This is a genomic window from Paenibacillus camerounensis (assembly GCF_000723885.1).
GTDB lineage: Bacteria > Bacillota > Bacilli > Paenibacillales > Paenibacillaceae > Paenibacillus_AQ > Paenibacillus_AQ camerounensis.
In genome coordinates this window covers 82,920-103,909 of record NZ_CCDG010000040.1, presented here as the reverse complement: position 1 = coordinate 103,909, position 20,990 = coordinate 82,920, and the positions used below count along the sequence as shown (strand labels likewise).

20 protein-coding genes are annotated in these 20,990 nt (G+C 53.4%); 15 read left to right on the top strand and 5 right to left on the bottom strand.

Features of this window, described 5'->3' with window-relative positions:
* Positions 1-66 precede the first annotated feature (66 nt).
* The 6 genes from BN3772_RS15705 to BN3772_RS15680 all read left to right on the top strand — a co-directional run bounded on the left by BN3772_RS15705 (position 67) and on the right by BN3772_RS15680 (position 8,358).
* Entirely contained in the window at positions 67-1,011 is a 945-nt protein-coding gene (locus tag BN3772_RS15705; RefSeq protein WP_042200594.1) for a GDSL-type esterase/lipase family protein, read from the top strand.
* 58 nt (positions 1,012-1,069) lie between these two features.
* Positions 1,070-2,050: an ABC transporter ATP-binding protein gene (locus BN3772_RS15700; RefSeq protein WP_042200592.1), complete on the top strand. Its 981-nt coding sequence runs from the start codon at positions 1,070-1,072 to the stop codon at positions 2,048-2,050.
* Positions 2,043-3,032, top strand: coding sequence for an ABC transporter permease (locus BN3772_RS15695; protein WP_042178030.1), 990 nt, complete (start codon positions 2,043-2,045; stop codon positions 3,030-3,032). Before BN3772_RS15700 ends, BN3772_RS15695 begins: the two co-directional genes overlap by 8 nt.
* 69 nt (positions 3,033-3,101) lie before the next feature.
* Positions 3,102-5,084, top strand: a complete 1,983-nt coding sequence (gene parE, locus BN3772_RS15690) for a DNA topoisomerase IV subunit B (protein ID WP_042178028.1) — start codon at positions 3,102-3,104, stop codon at positions 5,082-5,084.
* A gap of 191 nt (positions 5,085-5,275) precedes the next feature.
* Positions 5,276-7,717, top strand: a complete 2,442-nt coding sequence (gene gyrA, locus BN3772_RS15685; RefSeq protein WP_042200590.1) for a DNA gyrase subunit A — start codon at positions 5,276-5,278, stop codon at positions 7,715-7,717.
* A 209-nt stretch (positions 7,718-7,926) separates the two neighbouring features.
* Positions 7,927-8,358 carry a MarR family winged helix-turn-helix transcriptional regulator gene (locus BN3772_RS15680; RefSeq protein WP_042200589.1) on the top strand — a complete coding sequence of 144 codons (432 nt, stop codon included), beginning with the start codon at positions 7,927-7,929 and terminating at the stop codon, positions 8,356-8,358.
* Positions 8,359-8,433: 75 nt separating this feature from the next.
* Here the strand turns inward: BN3772_RS15680 and BN3772_RS15675 are convergent, their stop codons facing one another.
* Together BN3772_RS15675 and BN3772_RS15670 are read right to left on the bottom strand one after the other, a co-directional pair.
* Positions 8,434-9,174: an RluA family pseudouridine synthase gene (locus BN3772_RS15675; protein ID WP_425280444.1), complete on the bottom strand. Its 741-nt coding sequence runs from the start codon at positions 9,172-9,174 to the stop codon at positions 8,434-8,436.
* A gap of 9 nt (positions 9,175-9,183) precedes the next feature.
* Positions 9,184-10,047, bottom strand: coding sequence for a class I SAM-dependent methyltransferase (locus BN3772_RS15670; RefSeq protein WP_042200587.1), 864 nt, complete (start codon positions 10,045-10,047; stop codon positions 9,184-9,186).
* Positions 10,048-10,279: 232 nt separating this feature from the next.
* Between BN3772_RS15670 and BN3772_RS15665 the strand changes: the two genes are divergently transcribed.
* From BN3772_RS15665 to BN3772_RS15650, 4 genes are all read left to right on the top strand, one after another.
* Positions 10,280-11,143 carry a helix-turn-helix domain-containing protein gene (locus BN3772_RS15665; RefSeq protein ID WP_042200585.1) on the top strand — a complete coding sequence of 288 codons (864 nt, stop codon included), beginning with the start codon at positions 10,280-10,282 and terminating at the stop codon, positions 11,141-11,143.
* Between the two features lie 96 nt (positions 11,144-11,239).
* A complete protein-coding gene (locus BN3772_RS15660) occupies positions 11,240-11,605 on the top strand; it encodes a VOC family protein (RefSeq protein ID WP_042200584.1) in 366 nt (121 codons plus the stop codon).
* Between the two features lie 194 nt (positions 11,606-11,799).
* Positions 11,800-12,252, top strand: a complete 453-nt coding sequence (locus tag BN3772_RS15655; protein WP_042200583.1) for a flavodoxin — start codon at positions 11,800-11,802, stop codon at positions 12,250-12,252.
* A gap of 2 nt (positions 12,253-12,254) precedes the next feature.
* The gene (locus BN3772_RS15650; protein ID WP_052380533.1) at positions 12,255-13,034 is read left to right on the top strand and encodes a hypothetical protein; all 780 of its coding nucleotides are present in this window, start codon (positions 12,255-12,257) and stop codon (positions 13,032-13,034) included.
* A gap of 81 nt (positions 13,035-13,115) precedes the next feature.
* Here BN3772_RS15650 and BN3772_RS15645 read toward each other — a convergent pair whose 3' ends face one another.
* Together BN3772_RS15645 and BN3772_RS15640 are read right to left on the bottom strand one after the other, a co-directional pair.
* The gene (locus tag BN3772_RS15645; protein WP_042200581.1) at positions 13,116-13,973 is read right to left on the bottom strand and encodes a GNAT family N-acetyltransferase; all 858 of its coding nucleotides are present in this window, start codon (positions 13,971-13,973) and stop codon (positions 13,116-13,118) included.
* A gap of 71 nt (positions 13,974-14,044) precedes the next feature.
* Entirely contained in the window at positions 14,045-14,338 is a 294-nt protein-coding gene (locus tag BN3772_RS15640) for a GNAT family N-acetyltransferase (RefSeq protein ID WP_042200579.1), read from the bottom strand.
* Positions 14,339-14,655: 317 nt separating this feature from the next.
* Between BN3772_RS15640 and BN3772_RS15635 the strand changes: the two genes are divergently transcribed.
* Entirely contained in the window at positions 14,656-15,273 is a 618-nt protein-coding gene (locus BN3772_RS15635) for a 50S ribosomal protein L25 (RefSeq protein ID WP_052380532.1), read from the top strand.
* Between the two features lie 131 nt (positions 15,274-15,404).
* Here the strand turns inward: BN3772_RS15635 and BN3772_RS31645 are convergent, their stop codons facing one another.
* On the bottom strand, positions 15,405-15,527 hold the full coding sequence (locus tag BN3772_RS31645) for a hypothetical protein (RefSeq protein ID WP_341872575.1): 123 nt from the start codon (positions 15,525-15,527) through the stop codon (positions 15,405-15,407).
* Positions 15,528-15,747: 220 nt separating this feature from the next.
* Between BN3772_RS31645 and BN3772_RS15625 the strand changes: the two genes are divergently transcribed.
* The 4 genes from BN3772_RS15625 to BN3772_RS15610 all read left to right on the top strand — a co-directional run bounded on the left by BN3772_RS15625 (position 15,748) and on the right by BN3772_RS15610 (position 20,948).
* On the top strand, positions 15,748-16,635 hold the full coding sequence (locus BN3772_RS15625) for an SMP-30/gluconolactonase/LRE family protein (protein ID WP_042200575.1): 888 nt from the start codon (positions 15,748-15,750) through the stop codon (positions 16,633-16,635).
* Positions 16,636-17,185: 550 nt separating this feature from the next.
* The gene (locus BN3772_RS15620) at positions 17,186-18,145 is read left to right on the top strand and encodes an ABC transporter permease (protein WP_042200574.1); all 960 of its coding nucleotides are present in this window, start codon (positions 17,186-17,188) and stop codon (positions 18,143-18,145) included.
* Between the two features lie 13 nt (positions 18,146-18,158).
* Positions 18,159-19,052, top strand: a complete 894-nt coding sequence (locus BN3772_RS15615; RefSeq protein WP_042200573.1) for a carbohydrate ABC transporter permease — start codon at positions 18,159-18,161, stop codon at positions 19,050-19,052.
* A gap of 60 nt (positions 19,053-19,112) precedes the next feature.
* Entirely contained in the window at positions 19,113-20,948 is a 1,836-nt protein-coding gene (locus BN3772_RS15610; protein ID WP_042200572.1) for a type 2 periplasmic-binding domain-containing protein, read from the top strand.
* Positions 20,949-20,990: the final 42 nt, after the last annotated feature.

Here is a 20,990-nt window from a genome sequence, read left to right as displayed (position 1 = left end):
TTACATACGTTAAGAAGTTTGTAAATTGTGGAACAATGGAGAATAGAGGCATACGGAGGGATTACTGTGAAGGATGCAAAATGGACCTGGCGCGGTGTGAGCCTGATTTCCGCCTTGGCGACCTTACTTTTAATTGCGGGCTTTGTGTACGCAGTTGGCGATATTATTAACCCGCAGGGTGAAGCGCTGACCGGTTCTCTGCCACAGGCGACAACGGCTCCGGAGGCTGCGGCAGCAGATGAATTGAAAATTCTGGCACTGGGCGATTCGCTGGCCAAGGGGACGGGCGACAACAGCGGCAGCGGCTTTGTAAGACGGGCGCTGGACGGCTTAACCCAGGGCGGAGCCAAGGCCGGTCTGCTCGGCAATATGGGAATTAACGGGCTGACTACGGCCGGACTGCAGACGAAGCTGCAGGAGGAGGGCGTCCAATATGCACTGCGTCAGGCAAATGTTGTACTCGTGTCCATCGGCGGCAACGACCTGTTCCGGGGCTCCGATATTCTGGGGAACGGAACAGGTGTACAGGCTGGAGAGGCAGCGGGAACGGCTGAAATTCCGGCGGACAATCCCGAAGGCAGTGCATCTACGGTGCAGCCAACCGGTGTTCTGGACGGGAAATCGGATACGCTTGTTACTTCCACTCCGAAGCCCGGTGAGGATGAATTGACACCTGAGGCGCTGTTATCGGCTTTACCTGAGGCCGCCAAGCGGCTGGGCGAGATTCTGGAGACGATTGCGGAGATTAATCCGCAGGCACAGGTTTACTATGTGGGGCTGTATAACCCCTTTGGCGATATTGAGGATTTGCTCGTACCGGGGAATCAGGCGGTTACAGCCTGGAACAATGCGGCGATGGATATTATCAATACGCACAGCAATATGACTCTGGTGCCGACCTTTGATCTGTTCAACCGCCATCTGGACAAGTATCTCTCAAGTGATCATTTTCATCCGAACGGTGACGGCTACCAGCGGATCAGCGAACGGATTGTGCAGGCGATACGATAACCATCTAATGCTAATGAACCTATACCAGTGATGAATGTCAGCAAGGAGCTGTGAGGATATGGCAAAAGAAAGAGCGGCGGAGCCGGGGGAAGTTGTATTATCCGTCAAAGGCGTCCGCAAAAAGATAAGCCGGAAATGGATTATTGATGATGTAACTTTTGATGTGAAAGAGGGCGAAATCTTTGGGTTTCTGGGTCCTAACGGAGCCGGTAAAACGACGACCATCCGGATGCTGGTGGATCTGATCCGCCCTACAGAGGGCACGATTACAGTCTGCGGCTATAATGTTAACCGTAATCCGGAAAAAGCGCTCCAATATGTCGGCTCGATTGTTGAGAACCCGGAGGTCTACACGTATCTGACCGGCTGGGAGAATCTGCAGCATTTCGCGCGGATGCAGCCTGGAGTGGACGGGCAGCGGATCACTGAGGTGGTTGATATTGTCCGGCTGGACCAGCGTATCCACGATAAGGTAAGCACCTATTCCCTCGGGATGCGGCAGCGGCTTGGCATTGCCCAGGCTCTGCTGGGACGCCCGCGGCTGCTCATTCTGGATGAGCCGACGAACGGGCTGGACCCCAAAGGGATCAAGGAGCTGCGCGAATTTATCCGCAACCTGGCCGAAGACGGTCTGGCCGTATTTGTCTCCAGCCATCTGCTCAGCGAGATCCAGCTGCTGTGCGACCGGGTTGCAATTATCAGCAAAGGGCGGGTGCTGGCTGTTGGCGGAGTTGATGAGCTTGTCGCCCGCAATTCCCCTTATGTGCTCTGGGATCTTGAGCCGGTCCCGGCGGCCAGGGCAATCCTGGAGGGTCATCAGGGCATTACGCTGCTTAAGCTTGATGAAGTCACCCTGGATGATTCCGTTATCGCCGGAATGGGCGGAGGTTCAGTTATAACAGTAATGGACGAGACTCTGATTCCCGGCATTGTCGCTGACATGGTTAAGGCAGGGGTCGGGGTCAGAGCAGTGCATAAAATCAGCCCCACACTGGAACAGCTATTCTTGAAGCTAACGGAGGGTGAATCTATTGACTAATCTGCTTCCGCTCATCCGTAATGAGTGTACAAAAATAATTAAAAAGAAACGTTTTTATGTTATACTGCTGATTCTGCTTGTACTCGTGCCGATGTTCACCTATGCGCAGATGCGGGTAGCTGAACGGAGCCGGGACAAGTTCAATTCAGACTGGAGGCTGGAAATCCAGCAGCGGATTACAGATAACCAGAACTCGCTGAGCAGTGACCGTATTCCGGAGGAATGGAAGTCGTACCGGCGGATTTTTATCCAGCAGCTGCAGTACTATCTTGACCATGATGTGAATCCCAACGAGCCTAGCGGTGTGACGTTCACGCGTGAGTTCCTGGATAATTCGGTCTCCCTGTTCATTCCTCTGCTGATAATGGCGGTGGCGTCGGATCTTGTGTCCGGTGAACGGACAACAGGGACGATCAAAATGCTGCTCACCCGTCCGGTAAAACGCTGGAAGGTGCTGTTCAGCAAGCTGGCGGCGCTGCTTATGTTCGTCTCCTTAATTGTGCTGTCCGTGTTCGTAATCAGCTACCTGATCTCCGGGCTTGCCTTTGGCTATAAAGGCTTTAATATTCCGGTGTTTACCGGCTTCCAGCTAAGCGGGGATACAGTGGACATGTCGGGCGTGCATTCGGTGCCGCAGTGGAAATACCTGCTGATGCAGGGGGGGCTGATCTGGTTCGTGAGCGTTGTTGTCGCCCTGCTTGCTTTTATGGTATCGGTTCTGGTACGCAGTACGGCGGCGAGTATCGTTGTGATGATGGCAGCGTTGATTGCCGGATCCATTCTGACAAATATGGCGGCTGCCTGGTCAACTGCGAAATATTTATTTATGGTGAATCTGGGGCTAACCGGTTATTTGGCGGGCACGCCTGCGCCGATTGAGGGGATGACACTGCCCTTTTCACTGGCGGTGCTGTCTGTTTGGGGACTCGCCGCGATAATCATTTCATTCGCCGTCTTTACGAAACGGGATATTTTGAATTAGAATGTACAAAGTGAACGAAAACGTTTGTTTGCATTTCAGAGTCAGTGAGATAATGAAGGGGGAGCATGAATGCTCGAACAGATCGATATGTTTGCAAAAGTCTCCAAGGACGGCGGAGCAGGCCGGACCGGATACGATGCTGACGACATTCAGGTGCTCGAAGGTCTGGTTGCGGTCCGCAAACGGCCCGGCATGTATATCGGCAGTACGAGTTCTTCGGGACTGCACCATCTTGTATGGGAAATCGTGGATAACGCCGTTGATGAGCATTTAGCCAAATTTTGTTCCAAAATTGATATTACATTGCGTAAGGACGGGTCGGTGACCGTCATCGATAACGGCCGGGGTATTCCGACCGGTATGCACAAGACAGGAGTGCCAACGCCGCAGGTTGTTTTTACCATTCTGCATGCAGGCGGTAAATTCGGCGGTTCTGGCTACAAAAAATCCGGCGGTCTGCACGGCGTAGGCGCATCTGTCACCAACGCCCTGTCTGAGTGGCTGGAGGTTGAAATTTACCGGGACGGCAAAACCCACCGCCAGCGGTTCGAATATTGGGTAGACAAGAGCGGCAAGGAGCATGTCGGGGAGCCGGTAACCGGTCTTGAGGTTCTAGGCAATACGAACAAGACCGGTACGAAGATCACCTTCAAGCCGGATATTCGCGTCTTCGCAAACGGTATATCCCTGAGCTACGATACGCTTGCGGAGCGGGTACAGGAGATTGCCTTCCTGAACTCGGGTCTGCGGATCGCCTTGAGTGACGAACGCAGCGGACGCCAGGACGAATACTTTTATGAAGGCGGCGCCAGCCAGTTTGTCCAGTTCCTGAATGAGGGTAAGGACACACTGCATGATGTTGTCCATTTCAGTTCGGAGAAGGACGACATTGAGGTTGAAGTGGCGCTGCAGTATAACGCCGGTTATACAGAAACACTTGCCTCATTCGTCAATTCCATTCCGACCCGCAGCGGCGGAACCCATGAGACCGGGTTCAAGACGGCTTACACGCGCGTGATGAACGATTACGCCCGCCGCACACAGCTGCTGAAGGAAAAGGACAAGAACCTCGAAGGAAATGACCTTCGTGAAGGTATGATGGCTGTCATCAGCGTCAAGATGTCTGAGGTTGAGTTCGTCGGCCAGACCAAGGATCAGCTGGGCAGCGCATCAGCCCGCAGTGCCGTCGATTACATCGTAGCCGAGAACATGGCGCGTTTTCTCGAAGAGAATCCGCAGGTGGCTCAGAGCCTGCTGAAGAAGTCGATTCAGGCCTCGAAAGCCCGTGAAGCCGCGCGCAAAGCCCGTGATGAGATCCGCAGCGGCAAGAAGCGCAGCGAGAGCTTAAGTCTCGGCGGCAAGCTGTCCCCTGCCCAGTCCAAAGACGTTACCCGAACCGAGCTGTTTATCGTCGAAGGGGATTCTGCCGGCGGATCGGCCAAGCAGGGCCGTGACTCCAAGATACAGGCCATTCTGCCGCTGAAGGGCAAGCCGATGAATCCGGAGAAGGCCAAGCTGCTCGATATTCTGAAGAATGATGAGTACAAAGCCATTATTTCTGCGATCGGTGCAGGAATCGGCCCCGATTTTACCGTGGAAGACAGCAATTATTCCAAAATCATTATTATGACTGATGCTGACACGGACGGCGCGCATATCCAGGTCCTTCTGCTGACCTTCTTCTACCGTTATATGAAGCCGCTGATTGATGCCGGCAAGGTCTTCATTGCCCAGCCTCCGCTGTACAAGCTAACCCGCAAATCGGGCAAGCTGGAGACTGTGCGTTATGCCTGGAGTGATGAAGAGCTGCAGAATTACCTGAAGGAGTTCGGCAAAAACTTCGAACTGCAGCGTTATAAGGGTCTTGGTGAGATGAATCCGGAGCAGCTGTGGGAAACCACGATGAATCAGGATACCCGTACCCTGCTCCAGGTGCAGATCGAGGATGCCGCCAAGGCGGAGCGCCGCGTCTCCACACTTATGGGCGACAAGGTTGACCCGCGCAAGCGCTGGATCGTGGAGAATGTTGATTTTACCGAGATCATTGAGTAAAAAGGTTATAGATTGTAGCGGAAGTGACGATTGCTTCCGGTTTCTAAAAGCTTGATGATTAGAGGAACGGAGCAGAGTAAAGCCTGCAAGGCGGCAATATTCGCCTGTTGCAAGTCCAGACTTTCTGCGGAATGACAATAATCATCAGACTTTTTTTAACGGGATAGATTGAGGAACAGAAGGTGAGCCAAGTGAGCAGTTTTTCAGAACAATTTTCGCCGGCTTTTCTGGAAGAGGTCGTCGGTGACCGCTTTGGCCGGTACTCCAAATATATAATTCAGGACCGGGCGATTCCCGATGTGCGGGACGGGCTGAAGCCTGTACAGCGCCGGATTCTGTATGCGATGTACGACTCGGGCAATACCCCGGATAAGCCGTACCGCAAATCGGCCAAAACCGTCGGTGACGTTATGGGTAACTATCATCCCCATGGCGATTCCTCCATCTATGACGGTATGGTCCGTATGGCCCAGCCGTGGAAGATGGGGCATGTGCTCGTAGACGGGCACGGTAACTGGGGCTCGATGGACGATGACCCGGCGGCTGCAATGCGTTATACCGAAGCGCGGCTGTCACCGATTGCAATGGAAATGATGCGCGACATTGAGAAGCGCACCGTGCTGTTCAAGGACAACTTTGACAATTCCGCGAAGGAGCCGGTGGTCGTACCCTCGCGGTTCCCCAACCTGCTGGTTAACGGCACAAGCGGGATTTCCGCCGGGTTCGCGACAGAAATTCCGCCGCACAACCTGCGGGAGGTTATCGACGCCTGCATCGCCGTGATGCAGAAGCCGGAGATTACGCTGGAAGACATCATGACCTTTATCAAAGGCCCGGATTTCCCTACGGGGGGGACAATCATGGGCGGCGACGGCATCATGGACGCCTACCGTACCGGCAAAGGGCGGATCTATCTGCGCTCGAAGACCGAAATTGAGAATTTGCGCGGCGGGAAGCAGCAGATTGTGATTACTGAGGTGCCCTTCCAGATTGTCAAATCACGCCTTGTCACCTCTATGGAGAATATCCGTCTGGAAAAGAAAATCGACGGGATCGCCGAAGTCCGTGACGAGAGCGGACGGGAAGGCCTGCGCATCGTAGTGGAGCTTAAAAAGGATGCAGACGCCCAGGGCGTGTTGGCCTACCTGCTTAAGAAAACCGACCTGCAGGTTACCTATAACTTCAATATGGTAGCTATCGTTAACAAAGCACCACAGCAGCTCGGGCTGAAAGCGATTCTGGAGGCTTATATTGCCCACCAGCGTGAGGTGGTTACCCGCCGCACCCAATTCGACCTGGAGCGGGCGGAAGACCGTGCGCATGTCCTGGAAGGGCTGGTTAAGGCGCTTAACATTCTGGATGAGGTTATTGCAGCGATCAAGGCGTCCAAGAACCGCCAGGATGCCCAGAATAATCTCGTCTGGATGTTCGGCTTCAGCGAACGCCAGGCTGATTCGATCCTCACCTTGCAGCTCTACCGGTTGACCAATCTGGAGATTAACTCCCTGCAGAAAGAGCTAGATGAGATGATGGTCCGGATCAATACTCTTCAGGGTATTCTGAACAGCGACAAAAAGCTGATCTCCGTCATCCGTAAGGAACTGCTGGAGATCCGTGACAAATACGGTATCGACCGCCGTTCATTGATTCAGGGAGAGGTGGAGGAGCTGAAGGTCAGCCTCGAAGTGCTGGTCAATGCCGAGGATGTGCTGGTTGCACTGTCGGCTGACGGTTACATCAAGCGGACCGGCATGCCGTCCTTCACACGTTCAGGCGGTGAACGCAATGCTTCCGGGGTTAAGGACGGCGATCACATTGTGAGGCTGCTTGACCTGAATACGAGGGACAGCCTGCTTGTCTTTACCCGTAAAGGCCAGTACTTCCTGCTTCCGGTTCATCAGATACCGGAATTCAAGTGGAAGGACCCGGGTACGGCGATTGTTAACGTAATCGGCCTCGCCAAAGGTGACGGGGTCGTAAGTATGCTTCCGGTTGGCAATCTGGATGATCCCGGTACCAGCCTTGTCTTTGTCACACGTAAGGGCCAGGTGAAGCGAACGGAGCTCAAGGATTACTCTACCAGCCGTTCCGGAGCTGTGGCGGCCTGCAAGGTTGCTGAAGGTGATGAGATCATTAACGTGTCGTTAAGCAGCTCTGACAAGGACCTGGTGCTTGTAACCCGTGAAGGGATGAGCATCCGCTTTAAGGAGAATGAAGTGAACCCGATGGGCCGTGTGGCCAGCGGAGTTAGAGGAATCCAGCTGCGCGAAGGCGATGAAGTTGTATCCTGCTTCTGGGTCACTGAGGATGAAGGCGAGATTCTTGCTGTAACCGATATCGGTTATGCCAAGCGCAGCCTGCTTGTGGATTATCCGTCGCAGAGCCGGGGCGGAAAGGGCATGCCAACCTTTGAATTCAAGGAAGGGAAGCGCGTGAAACCGAACGGCAGCCGGATCGCCGGGGCGTTCCATTGCATGGAGCCGCTGGTGCTGAATGCAATAACCCGTGACGGACAAGTCCACACCTTCTCATCTGAGTCTGCACCGCTCGGCGAGCGCCGTTCTATAGGCAAGCTTCTTGTTCCGGTGGAGAAGAAGGACGAGATTGCAACGATTTTTCCGGCAATACAATAGATTCAACAGCAGTGAATATTTAGTAACAGCGTTTGTACAGCTCCCCCTGGAGCCGGTGCATGCGCTGTTTTTATATTATGGGATGAGCCGGGGCGGATGGCGTAGCTGACGGACACAGATTTATTTTTTTGTTTAGCAGGAAATGGAATTTATTTCTCGAATTTGTAGGTATACCGGATAGAGATCCGCAGGGAAAGGAAGGAATAAGTGTGCACTCCTCTGAATTCAGTAAAATCTGGCACAAAATATTAAAGGACTATAAATTACATATGGACAGTAACCTTGCCCCTACACTTACAGACGCCCAGCTCACCGTATTGGAACTGCTGCAGGAGCGCGATGCGATGAAGCCTTCTGATCTTGCGCCTCATCTGGCGACAAGTCCGGCGGCGGTAACGATGCTGTTAGACCGGATGGAGAAGAACGGGCTGATTATGCGTGAGCGCGATGCTGCAGACCGTCGGATTGTCTGGGTAAGCATTACCGAGACGGGCCGGGCCGAAACTGCGCGCGGACTCAAGGTGCGCAGCGATTTTTTTGCCGAGGCGCTTGACCCGATTTCATCGCACAACCAGCAGCTCCTGCTCTACCTGATGGGGAAGATGGCAGTTGCCCCGGCTCCGGAAGGTTCCACACCCTGATCTTCTAGATTAAATGCTACTTTAAAGCATTACTTCTTAGTTGAGTGCTATTTCCATAAAAAAACAGGCCATCCGTCAGCGGATGGCCTGTTTCTGTACCTGCTGCGTCCACAAACTCCAGGGATGAGCCTGCGGCGGCAGCGAGATTAGCTCGATTTCTTCTTTGGTGACTGGATGCGGGAAGCCGACAACCGCTGACCAGAGGGCAATCTGCTGGCCGGGCCGGTTCACGGCGGCGCCGTATTTCTGGTCTCCGGACAGCGGACAGCCGATACCGCTAAGCTGTACGCGGATCTGGTGGGAGCGTCCGGTCAGCAGATCAATCTTCAGCAGGCTGTAGCCTTCAGCCGTTCCAAGCACTGTATAATCAAGGATGGCTTCCTTGCCGCCCGGCGTGCCTTTACGGACGATCGAGACGGTATTGCTCTTGGCATCCTTGAGCAGCGTATTAATCAGCCGTCCATGGGGAGCGGGTGGCTTGCCGTGGACGACAGTCAGATACACCTTGCGGAAAGCGTGGGTACGGACGCTCTCAGACAGCCGGGAAGCAGCCTTGGAGGTCTTGGCGAAGATCATGGCCCCGCCGACCGGACGATCCAGCCGGTGAACCAGGCCCATGAACACATTACCCGGTTTATTATACCGCTGCTTCACGTCCTCCTTGAGCAGACTGAGCAGATCGGGATCACCGGTAGCATCCTCCTGTACAGGAATGTTCACTGGCTTCACAATGCCGAGCAGGTGATTGTCCTCGAACAGAATTTCGAAACGGGACTGTGTGCCGGACTGCTCACCCTCTGAATTGCTATGCTGCATAGTCATGGCTTACGCCTCCCAGCGGCCCAAAATTCCGCAAGGCAGATTCATACCTGAAGCGGTAATCGGCAGGCCGATTTCGCCGGAGGTCAGCTTGCCGCCGTAACGCTTGCCCATGGTCATATTGAGCATGTTCCGCAGCACGGTCGGTGAGATGCCGGTAGTATAAGAATTGATCAGCATAAAGAGCGGTCTGTCGCTCATAATTTCCATGCAGCTCTCGAGGAACGGGTAGAGGCTGGATTCCAGCTTCCACATTTCCCCTCCGGGACCGCGTCCATAGGACGGAGGGTCCATAATAATGGCGTCGTATTTGCTGCCGCGGCGCTGTTCACGCTGGACGAACTTGAAAACGTCGTCAGTGATGAAGCGGACCGGGCGCTCGCCCAGACCGGACAGCTGGATGTTTTCTTTTGCCCACTGTACCATGCCCTTGGCTGCGTCAACATGAACAACCGATGCACCTGCACTGGCAGCAGCAACAGTAGCTCCGCCCGTATAAGCGAACAGATTAAGTACAGAGATCGGGCGGTTCGCGCCGGCAATCTTGTCCATCATCCAGCTCCAGTTAGCCGCCTGCTCAGGGAAAAGTCCCGTATGCTTGAAGTTAGTCGGACGCAGATTAAATTTCAGCTTGCCATAGCTGATTTTCCAGTCATCCGGAATCGTCTTTTTCATTTCCCATTGTCCGCCGCCGGAGGAGCTGCGGTGATAATGTCCGTGCACATCACGCCACTTCGCTGTCTCTTGGGTCAGCGGCCAGATAATCTGCGGATCAGGACGGCGCAGGATAATGTCTCCCCAGCGCTCCAGCTTCTCTCCGCCTCCGGTGTCCAGAACTTCGTAGTCTTTCCAATCGCCTGCAATATACATCATTAATCCATCCTTCAAAAATTCATTTAGACTTCATTGTACAACATTTAACCGGGCAGCTACAAACAAAAAGGTTGCAAAGCTGCGACTATTCCCAGCTTGCCCATCACCCGGACTGTGCATAATAGTACACCGGGAATTGGATCAGCGCTTCTCCTGATCTGGCAGGGCAGCCGATCATTGTGTATGATCAGAGAATCAGTTCATTCGGGACAACGGAGGAGGAGAGCAGATGTACAACCTCGCAGAGCTGTATTATCCGATTACAGCACGGCCGGACAGTGCAGGAGAGCTAATGCCCTGTAAGGGGCTGCAGCCGTACATCCGCTGCTATTGGGGCAGCATGGGAGAGTGCGGAGCAGCTCCCGGAGAACAGTCAGCCATGCCGGACAAGCTGTCCGGACAACAGCCGGCGCGGGAGATCATCATTCCCGACACCTGCATGGATATCATATTGGAATGGGACACGGATACCGGAGCTTCCGGCGGCGTTTTTTGCGGAATCAATGATAAGCCTTTTCAAGTGGATGGAGCTGGACCTTCAGCGTCCAGGCTGCGCTTTGCCATCCGCTTTCATTTTTGGGCGGTGCATTTGTTCGCGGATGAGCCGCTTAATGCCGTACTTAATTATCACGGCGGGGTAGAGCGGTATTTCAGCTTTTTCCGCAGAGAGCTTGAAGAGCAGCTGGCATCTGCCGGGTCGATGGCTGAACGTATTGCTGTGGCTGAGCGGGTTCTGCTGCGCCGCTTGGAACGGGCACGCGCCAGCCACAGCGGGCTGATGAATGCCGTGCATGATATTTTGCGGGCGAAAGGGGTTATTGCAGTAAGCAGCCTTGGGAGCAGCTCCGGGCTCAGCAGCCGGCAGCTTGAACGGCTGTTCCGCGAAACTACCGGCGTATCCCCGAAGCAGGTTGCTGATCTGGTCAGATTTCAGAATGTCTGGCGGAATCTGTATCGTCCGTCACCGCAGATCAGGGATGTTCAGGATCTGGTATATGCTTACGGCTACAGCCACCAGTCCCATTTTAATAACAGCTTCAAGCGGTTTGCCGGCCAGACCCCGAGGGAGGCGCTGGCATATGCAAGGCGATAATGTCGTTTTTCTGCAATACAGGGGCTGAGCCAGAGGTTAGTATGAATACATTAGCCGGACAAGGCTGACATTAGAACAGGAAGAGAGTGAACTTTTATGATATCGGGATTTGAAGGCATTAATCTGTATACCAAGGATACCGCTGCACTTGTAGCTTTCTACTCAGAGGTTCTCGGAATCCCTGTTCCGTTTGAAGGTTTCGGTAACGGTGACGGGGCAAAGATCGCATTTGAGGGCAGGCTGCCGGGTATCATTATCTGGGATGAGCACAAATGGGGCAAGCATACGACTGGTGTTGTTAATCTGGTGTACTCTTGCAGCAGCCTGGATGAGACTTATGCGGAGCTTAAAGAGAGAGGGCTGGACTGTGAGCCGCCGGTTACAATGGAATACGGAGGCCGTGAGATGAATTTCCGCGATCCGGACGGCAATGGCATTACACTGCTAGAAGGCGCATATTAAACAGCTACAGCACATTGTAATCTTATAGGATGAAGCGGAAAAGCGGACGGGAGCCTGATAACGGGCTATTGTCTGCTTTTTTTATATGTTGACAATGAGAATCATTATCAAATAAAATAGGGATAATTAAATTTGGCTTTGCGGTACAATATGGAGCCATCATATACTTCATGCTTAACTAGGGAGGACAGATCATGGCTAAGGTGCTAGTGGCATATGCCAGCTTAACCGGCAATACGGAAGAGATTGCTGAACTGATTGCAGAAGGAATACGCCAGGCCGGCGGAGAGGCTGTTCTGAAATCGGTAACCGACTGCAATGCGGATGAGATAAATCATTATGAAGCGGTGCTGCTGGGTGCCTATACATGGGGCGACGGTGAGCTTCCGGACGAATTCCTGGACTTTTATGAGGAGATGGAGGAGCTGAATCTGGCCGGCTATAAGGCAGCTGCATTTGGCAGCGGGGATACCGGATATTCGATATACTGCGGCGCGGTGGACCTGATTGAAGAGAAGCTGAAGGAGCGCGGGGCAGAGATCGTCCAGGACAGCCTGAAGATTGAGTACGGCCCGAATGCGGCGGAAAAAGAAACCTGCCGTACCTTCGGACGCCAATTTCTCGAGACCTGCGCGGCGGTTTCTTAAGAATGGGCGGCGCAGTTGGAAGCCGGGAGACGGAAAAAGCGGAAGTGCCGGAGGTGCGGTATGCCAGGCTAAATGATTTTCGTATGGAGCATATTATGCTGGGCGGCGCAGAGTCGCTTGCCGGCGGGGCTGCGGCCACCGGTCTTCCGCGCTGGAGGCAGCAGGTTCAGTACGCAATCGGCCACACACTGAATGATTTTTACAGCCTGCAGCCTGCGGTGCGCCGGGAGACGCCGATTCAATTTCTGCTGGAACGGCGCTGGCCGCCCAACAGCAATGCTTTTCCGTCGCTGATGCATTACTGGGATGTTAAGACGGCGGTTGGCGATGAGCTCATGCGGCTTGCACCAGTCAATCATACAGGTGAGATCCCTGTTATGCTCTATGAGCAGTGGCATACCCAGGTTCCGGAGCTGTCGGTCGAACTGGCGATGATCTTTCAGCTGGCCTGGAATTCGGAGCGCAGCGGCCGCTGCCTGAACATTCAGAAATTTATGGTGTCCGGGCATGAGGATGTAATCACCGGCTTCCTCCATATGGCTAATGTGTTCTGCCATAAAGCATACGGAGAGCCGGCAGATACCATTGAAATCTATTCCTTAATGGACGGACGGAGACATATCTTTGACGGCGCAGGGATTCCGCTTGACGAATCGCTGGATTATGTACGCCTGCTGTCGGTGTTTCTGAATCAGGATCATACCGCTGACCGGAACGTCAGTGTAGATAGCCGCAGGAATGAGAAAAGTGAGACCGCCTATGGCGGGTTCGGGCTGATGTAGCCTGCACTGATCTGCGGGACAACGCGATAAAAGCCACCGCCGCCCGGTAACCTGCCGGGCGGCGGTGGCTTTTATGGTGTGCTACAACGAGCCAGTGTAGCGGTAATAGTCCTGCCTGTTCACAATCACGAAGCCGCAGTTTTCATATAGCTTCAGCGCATTCGGATTATCCAGTGCCACTTCAAGATTCACTCCGTTGTAGTTGCGGCTCTCCCGCTCAATGGTCTGCTGCAGGGCGCTGCGTCCGATTCCAAGGCCCCGCAGCTCCTTGTCCACGGTGAGGCCGTAGATCCAGGTCTCATTGTTATCTGTACAGAGCCGCATTTTGCCCGCAGGCCGGCCGTTCAGCTCGATGATGATATATTCCTGAAGCGCTTCAAGGTTCTGCACCTTAAATATTTCAGCCGCTTCCTCCTCGGTCATATTGAACCCGGAGCTGTCCAGCTTAATGAGAATGGAGGATTCATCTTCGCGTGCAGGACGCAGAGTAACCGTTCCGGCAGCGGAGCTTGCTTCTCCCGGGCCCTGCAGGGCGGCTGAAGGGTCCCATTTCATCTGGTATTCGGCATGTCCGAACACCAGCGGCAGGCTCTTCAGGAACCCGGCGCCAGATGCCGAGGCTGCCGGAGCATTCAGAAGCAATGTAGAGATATTGCGCCGTCTGATTTTATTCTGTGCCAGCTCCCAGAGTGATGTAAATATGCCTCTGCGCCGGAAACCCGGCCGCACCATACCGCACACCTCCATGCTGCCGCCGAAGCCGTACAGGCCGATGAAGCCGACGAGCTGATCCTCCTCATAGGTCGTGAGCCATTCGGTCCCCCCGGCTTCCGTGGCATGATGCATCATGTCCCAGTTCAGCTTCAGGGAGATTCCCTCATATTGCTCGCAGCGCAGCTGGAGCGCTTCAATATCTTTTAATGTATCCTGAGTATTCAAATCCGTTTCCTCCTAATGTTGAGCGCTACCACGCTTCATGCTCTTCATGCTCCCAAGGAAACGGGTACGCTTTATGATGCGCTTCCGTCTCCGCTGAGCACGTCGGAATATTCCTTGTGCCGTTCGAACTGCTTGGCGGCATAAGGACATTCCGGAATAATCTTCACCTGTGCTTCACGGGCCTTATCAACTACTGCCCGTACCAGCTTCTCGCCTGTACCCTGCCCGCGCAGCTCTTCCGAGACGAAGGTGTGATCAACGATCCAGTTCCCCGTAGCCTCTTCCAGCCTGTATGTAATCTCGGCAAGATCCTTTCCGTCACCAGCAATATAAAAACGGCCTTCACCCTGAACAATTTGTCCCATATTCTTCACTCCAGTCTCTGTAATATGGCTTTATTTTACTATTCCCAGCAGCAAAAAGCGAGAAAAGGCAGGATAAGGATGTTTCCCTTAGTGTCAGGCAGGGTAATTAAAAAACTAATTAGACCTGTATTTCTAAAGGGTCTTGTTTCCATACGCAAGTCCAGCAGCAGCTACAGAAGTACTATTGGACGCAGCTAAGCTGACTGCATGTACATTCATGCTGCAGCTAACCAAATTTAGCGTATGCTTTCGAAGCGAGTTGTGTCCGAAGAGACTCACGGACGCTGAAGCTAACAAAACTTCTAGGAGGAATTATCATGAATACTACAGTTCGTTTGACTGAAAGATCCGGATCGGCTTCTGCAACGCGGAAAAAAGGCTTTGTACCGGTTGTCGTCTACGGTGCAGGTTCAGATACACAATCCTTTTCGGCGGATGCCAAGGCGCTTAATGAAATTGTCAGCAAAAATCCGCGGGCCATTCTTAAGGTTGAGCTTCCGGGTTCAAGCGCTAAAAATGCGGTAATCGCTGAAATTCAGCGCCAGCCGCTCTCACGCAATATTCTGCATGTGGATCTGCAGCAGATTGATATGAAGGCGGAGCTGGATACAAAAGTCGCGTTCCAGTTCACAGGCGATCCATCTGGTGTGAAGATGGGCGGTATCCAGCAGATTGAGCTGTATGAGCTCGATATCAGAACGCTCCCGGATAAGCTGACTCCAACCTTTGACGTGGATATCAGCAATCTGGAAATCGGCGACCAGCTGCTGGTATCCGATCTGCCCAAGCATGACGGCTGGGAAATCTTGACCCCTGAGGATACGCTGATTGTGCGGATTTCGCCGCCGATTGCCAGTGAAGAGCCTGCTGAAGGCGAAGCTGCTGAAGAGCCGTCAGCCGCTCTGGATACGGATGAGGGTAAGACAGAAGAGTAAGATCCGGCCTAACGGCAGGATGAATATAGAGCGGAGTTATTTGGAAGGAGCAGACATTCTCTTATTGGAGCTGTCTGCTCCTTTTTACTTGCTAAGTATGTAATATAAGGTTAATGTACAGTGAGAAAATCTCACATATCAATTCCGATTTTGTCATGTCCCGGATGATCCAGCTTAATGGAACTGCCCATATCGGGTGTGCCTACCTTGAGGCTGACGGTGTTATTGGTTACCACCAGGCGGTAACCCCTCAATTTCTCCTTATCATTGCAGGTGAGGGCAAGGTAAGGGGTGAGCATAACGAATACATAAGGGTTCAGGCGGGAGAAGCAGTATTCTGGCAGAAGGGGGAGTGGCACGAAACCATTACATCCGCTGGCTTAACTGCAATTGTAATCGAAAGTGAGTCGTTATCACCGTCCTTATTTATGGCTCTTAAGTAATATTATTCGTATATTCGGGAGGAATGGTCAGATGACTGATAAGGCAGAACTGGTTGTAGACGCACAGGCGGTGCTGGGTGAAGGACCGCACTGGAATGACACAGACAGCAAGCTGTATTGGGTGGATATAGAAGGCTGCCAGCTGCGCAGCTATGATCCGGCGGCAGGCAAGGTGCAGGCGGTTACGTTCGCGCAGAGAATCGGAGCAGCTGTCCCTGATGCTGCAGGCGGCTGGATTCTGGCGCTTCAGGAAGGCATCTACAGGTATGACGGCAATAGTCCGGACCAGCTTGAGCAGCTTGCGGAGATTGAATCCGAGCTTCCAAATAACAGGCTGAACGATGCCAAGTGCGACAGCAGCGGCAGACTGTGGTTCGGCTCAATGAGTATGGGCTCCGACCGTTCGTCGGGCAGCCTGTACGTGATGGAGAATGACGGGCAGGTCCGGCAGGTGCTGAGCGGGGTTGGAATTTCCAATGGTCTGGCCTGGGATGACCAGCTTGGCCGTATGTACTATATTGACTCTGTAACCAGAGCTGTAGATGCGCTGGATTATGAATTGGAGACCGGAAAGGTGAGCAACCGCCGGGCAATTATTCATTTCCCGGAGGGCAAGGATGTGCCGGACGGAATGACCATTGACCGGGAAGGCATGCTCTGGGTCGCCCATTGGGGCGGTGCACGCGTATCCCGCTGGAACCCGCATACCGGTGAGCAGCTCGCCAGCATTGAAATACCGGCGCTTAATGTCACCTCCTGTGCCTTCGGCGGCGAGAGGCTGGACGAGCTGTATATTACAACAGCACGCAACGGGATGAGTGAAGAACAGCTGGAGCGCTGGCCGCTGTCGGGCGGACTGTTCAAGTTCAAGCCGGGCGTGCAGGGGGATACAGCAAGTATTTTCCGGAATGAAAAATAAGAATCGCCATTTGAGCCGTTTGAGATGGAATAAGTGTATATCGTGCAACTAAGTTCAGTAAATTATTATGCTTTCGCGGTATAACTGTAGTCTGTGCAACTAAATCAGGCCAAATCGGCCCGAAGGAGCTTTTTAGGGTGGTTTAGTTGTACGGAGTACACTTAAACGGAGCTTAGCCGGACAATCAGGCGTTTTAGTTGTACGAAATGCAGCTATGCTGATTTTCGTAATCAAATGATAGAACGATGGATGGACAACAAGCTTCCCGATACGGGAGGCTTTTTTAAATTTTAAAGAACAGCTCCGTAAGGCATCTGATCCGGTATCCGGCCGGGGAAGGCTTTGGCGGGGTTATTTTACCTGACTGCAAGCTTGGATAATTTACCTCCATTACACTCCCCCTGCGAAAACGGTCCACTTCCCTGTGAAAATGGTCTGCAATTTCCGGACGCCTCTCGCTTAACCGAGGGCTGGCCTCTATCCCGGTAGAGCTGGCGCTTCTGCTAATATGAAAGCGTAAACAAAAATCTGGATAGTAGGAGATAGAGGCATGGGAGTACCTTCTGGCAAGCTGCTGCACAGCGCCGAGCCGGTCCGCCGGAGCCGCGGGAAGCTACAGAACAAGTATAAGCTGTTCCTGATGGCGCTGCCGTTTCTGGTGATCACTTTTATTTTCTATTATCTGCCGGTCAGCGGGTGGATCTACGCCTTCTATGATTTCATACCGGGTATTCCGCTGTCGGATACGCCTTATGTCGGGCTGAAGTGGTTCCGGACGATGGTGGAGAATCCGACCCAGACGGCTGAAGTGCTGCGTGTGCTGAAGAATACGGTGGCGATGAGCTCACTCGGGCTGGTCACCTCGGTGTTTCCGGTCATCTTCGCCATTCTGCTGACAGAGATCAAGGCAGGCTGGTACCGCAAAATGGTGCAGACACTGACGACAATCCCGAATTTTATCAGCTGGATTCTCGTGTATGCGCTGGCGTTCTCCCTGTTCTCTGTGGATAACGGCGTTGTAACTCATGTGCTGGTACAGCTTGGACTGGTGGATGAAGGCTTCAATTTTCTGGCCTCAAGCTCCCATATCTGGCTGACGATGATTGCCTGGTACTGGTGGAAGTCGCTCGGCTGGGGGGCGATCCTCTATCTGGCGGCGATTGCCGGCATTGACCAGGAGATGTATGAGGCGGCAGAGGTGGACGGGGCCAGCCGGTTCCGCAAAATCTGGCATATCACCGTACCGGGGCTCATCCCCACGTTCTTCGTGCTGCTGCTGCTCTCGATCGGGAACTTCGTGAACAACGGGATGGAGCAGTACTTCGCTTTCCAGAATGCGATGAACAAGGACACGATTGAGGTGCTGGATCTATACGTGTACAATATTGCGTTTGCCAACAATTTTCCGTTCGCGACAGCCGTCAGCATGCTCAAGTCGGTCGTCAGCGTGGCGCTGCTGTTCGCAGCCAACACCTTGTCCAAGGTTGTGCGGGACGAATCGATTATTTAAGGGGTGATTCCATTTGCGCAAAAAGCTCAAGCCAGGCGATGCCCTGTTCCAGGGAATCATCTACGTGCTGTTCGGCGTGTTCACGCTCAGCTGCATGTATCCGTTCTACTACCTGTTCATCAACACGATCAGCTCCAATGATCTCAGCGCGGCGGGCTACATCAAGTTTTATCCGCGGGAAATTCATTTTGACAACTACTCAAAGGTACTGCGGATTAGCGGACTGAGCCACGCGGCGCTTGTGTCGGTCTACCGGACGGTAGCGGGTACACTGCTGACAGTCGGTGCATCAGCCTTCCTCGGCTACCTGTTCACCAAAAAGGAGATGTGGGGCCGCCAGATCTGGTACCGCAGCATTGTCGTCACTATGTATTTCAGTGCGGGGCTGATTCCGTGGTACATCACTATGCACAATCTGCATCTGACCAACAACTATCTGGCGTATATTCTGCCGACGATTATTACCCCGTTCAACATCATTCTGGTCAAAACCTTTGTTGAGGCCATTCCACCCTCACTCGAGGAGTCAGCCAGTATCGACGGGGCAGGTTATCTGCGGGTGTTCTGGAGCATTATCGTTCCGCTGACGACGCCGATTCTGGCAACGATTACGATTTTTTCCGCAGTCAGCCAGTGGAACTCCTTCATCGACACGGCGTTTCTGATGACCGAAACCAAATATTTCACGCTGCAGTTTCTGCTCTGGCGCTATCTGAACGAATCAAGCTCGCTGGCGGCGCTGATCCGCAATTCCCCGGATATGGCGGCCAGTGTGCAGAATATGCAGACGCCGACCTCTGTGCGGATGACGGTGACGATGATTGTCGTGCTGCCGATTCTGATTGTGTACCCGTTCTTTCAGCGCTTTTTTGTCAAAGGCATTATGATCGGCGCGGTCAAAGGCTGAGGAGGCCGCAGCCGGCTTCATACATGTATAGGTCAATTAACTTTATTAGGGGGTAAAAGTATGAAGTTGAAGAGATTGCCGCTGCTGCTGCTGAGCGCGATTATGGTGTTCGTGCTGGCAGCCTGCGGCGGGGGGAATAATAACGGCGGCAACGCAGGGCCGGCGGGGAGTACAGAAAAACCCGCGGCAGAGGCTACTGCCGGTACCGAGGCAACGGCTGCGCCGGATGACGGTGCGCTGGATCATTCCAAGCCGCTGAAGCTGACCGTGTTCTCGACAACAGCCAACTATGCAGGGCCGCAGACCGGCTGGTTCGCCAAGGTGATCAAGGATAAGTTCAACATCGAGCTGGATATCGTCGCGTCCAACCTGACCGGCGGAGATACGAAGATTTCAGCGATGATGGCCTCCGGTAACTTAGGCGACATTATTGTGTTCGGAGATGACAAAAACCATTATCCGAATGCGATCAAAGGCAAGCTGCTGCTGGACTGGACCCAGGACGGCCTGCTGGATAAATACGGCGCTGATATTGGCAAGCAGTTTCCGAAGGCTGTAGAGAAGGCTAAGGTCGCTTTTGGCGGCGGCAATTCGGTATTCGGCATCGGGAACAATGTGGCAACGAACCCGTCCGGACCTTCCGAGGGCAAGGATATGACCTGGGGACCGGATCTGCGCTGGGATCTGTATCAGCAAATCGGCGCACCCGCGATTAACTCCATCGAGGATTACCTGCCGGTACTGAAGAAGATGCAGGAGCTGGAGCCGAAAAATGAGCAGGGTAAAAAAACCTATGCCTTCTCGCTCTGGGCCGACTGGGACGGCAACTACAAAATGACGCTGGCGAAGCAGTTCGCCAATATGATGGGCTACGATGAAATTCCGGAGACAGCGATATTCGTCAAAGCCGATGAAGAAAAGTATTATGACTTCCTGTCCGAGGACAGCTGGTATATGAAGTCACTGAAGCTGTACTACGATGCCAACCAGATGGGGCTGCTTGATCCGGACTCCCTGACCCAGAAGTTTGATGATGTTGTGGCAAAATATAAAGACGGCCGCCTGCTGTTCTCCTGGTTCCCGTGGCTCGGCGCCGCCAACTATAATACCGCAGAAAGAACGGCTGAAGGCAAAGGCTTCGCCATGGTCCCGTTCAAGGATGAGCTGATGTATTCGACCGGCTTCAACGTGTACGGCGGCAACGGTATTATCGCAATTGGGGCCAAGGCCAAGGAACCGGCGCGGATTATGGAGTTCCTGAACTGGATGTATACCCCGGAAGGCGCAATGCTCTCGGCAGGCAGCGGAACGGCTATTCCTAACGGGCCGAAGGGGCTGACCTGGGATATTGACGCAAACGGCAAGCCGGTTGTTACTGATTATGGCTGGCAGGCATACACGGATCAGCAGAACACTCAGGTTCCGGCAGAATACGGCGGCGGGGACTACTACTACGGCTCGAACCAGATGAACTTCTCGTTTGTGGTGCCGGCGATGCTTAATCCTGAAACGAATGAGCCGTATGACCACAATCTGTGGCAGACGACACTGGAGCGCAATCCGTCCAAGCTGGACAGTGACTGGAGAGCGAAGATGGGCGTGCTGACGCCTAAGGAATATTTTGAGAAAAATAATCTGCTCGCCGTTGCCCCTCAGGGCTTCACGGGTAAAGAGCCGCTGACGATGGATAAAACGCTGGAGCAGAAAAACAAACAGATCGGCACCGTGATCCAGCAGATGTCCTGGAAGATGGTTTTCGCCAAAAATCAGGCTGAATTCGATAAGCTGAACAAGGAATTGCACGATAAGGTGAACGGGCTGGGTTATGCCGAAGTGATGGAATTCTCCATCAAAAAAGCGGAGGAGCTGTTCGAGGCCCGCAAGAGTGTGCAGTAAATAGAGGGGGAGGCAGGGCGGCGCAGCAGCTGTTCTGCCTTA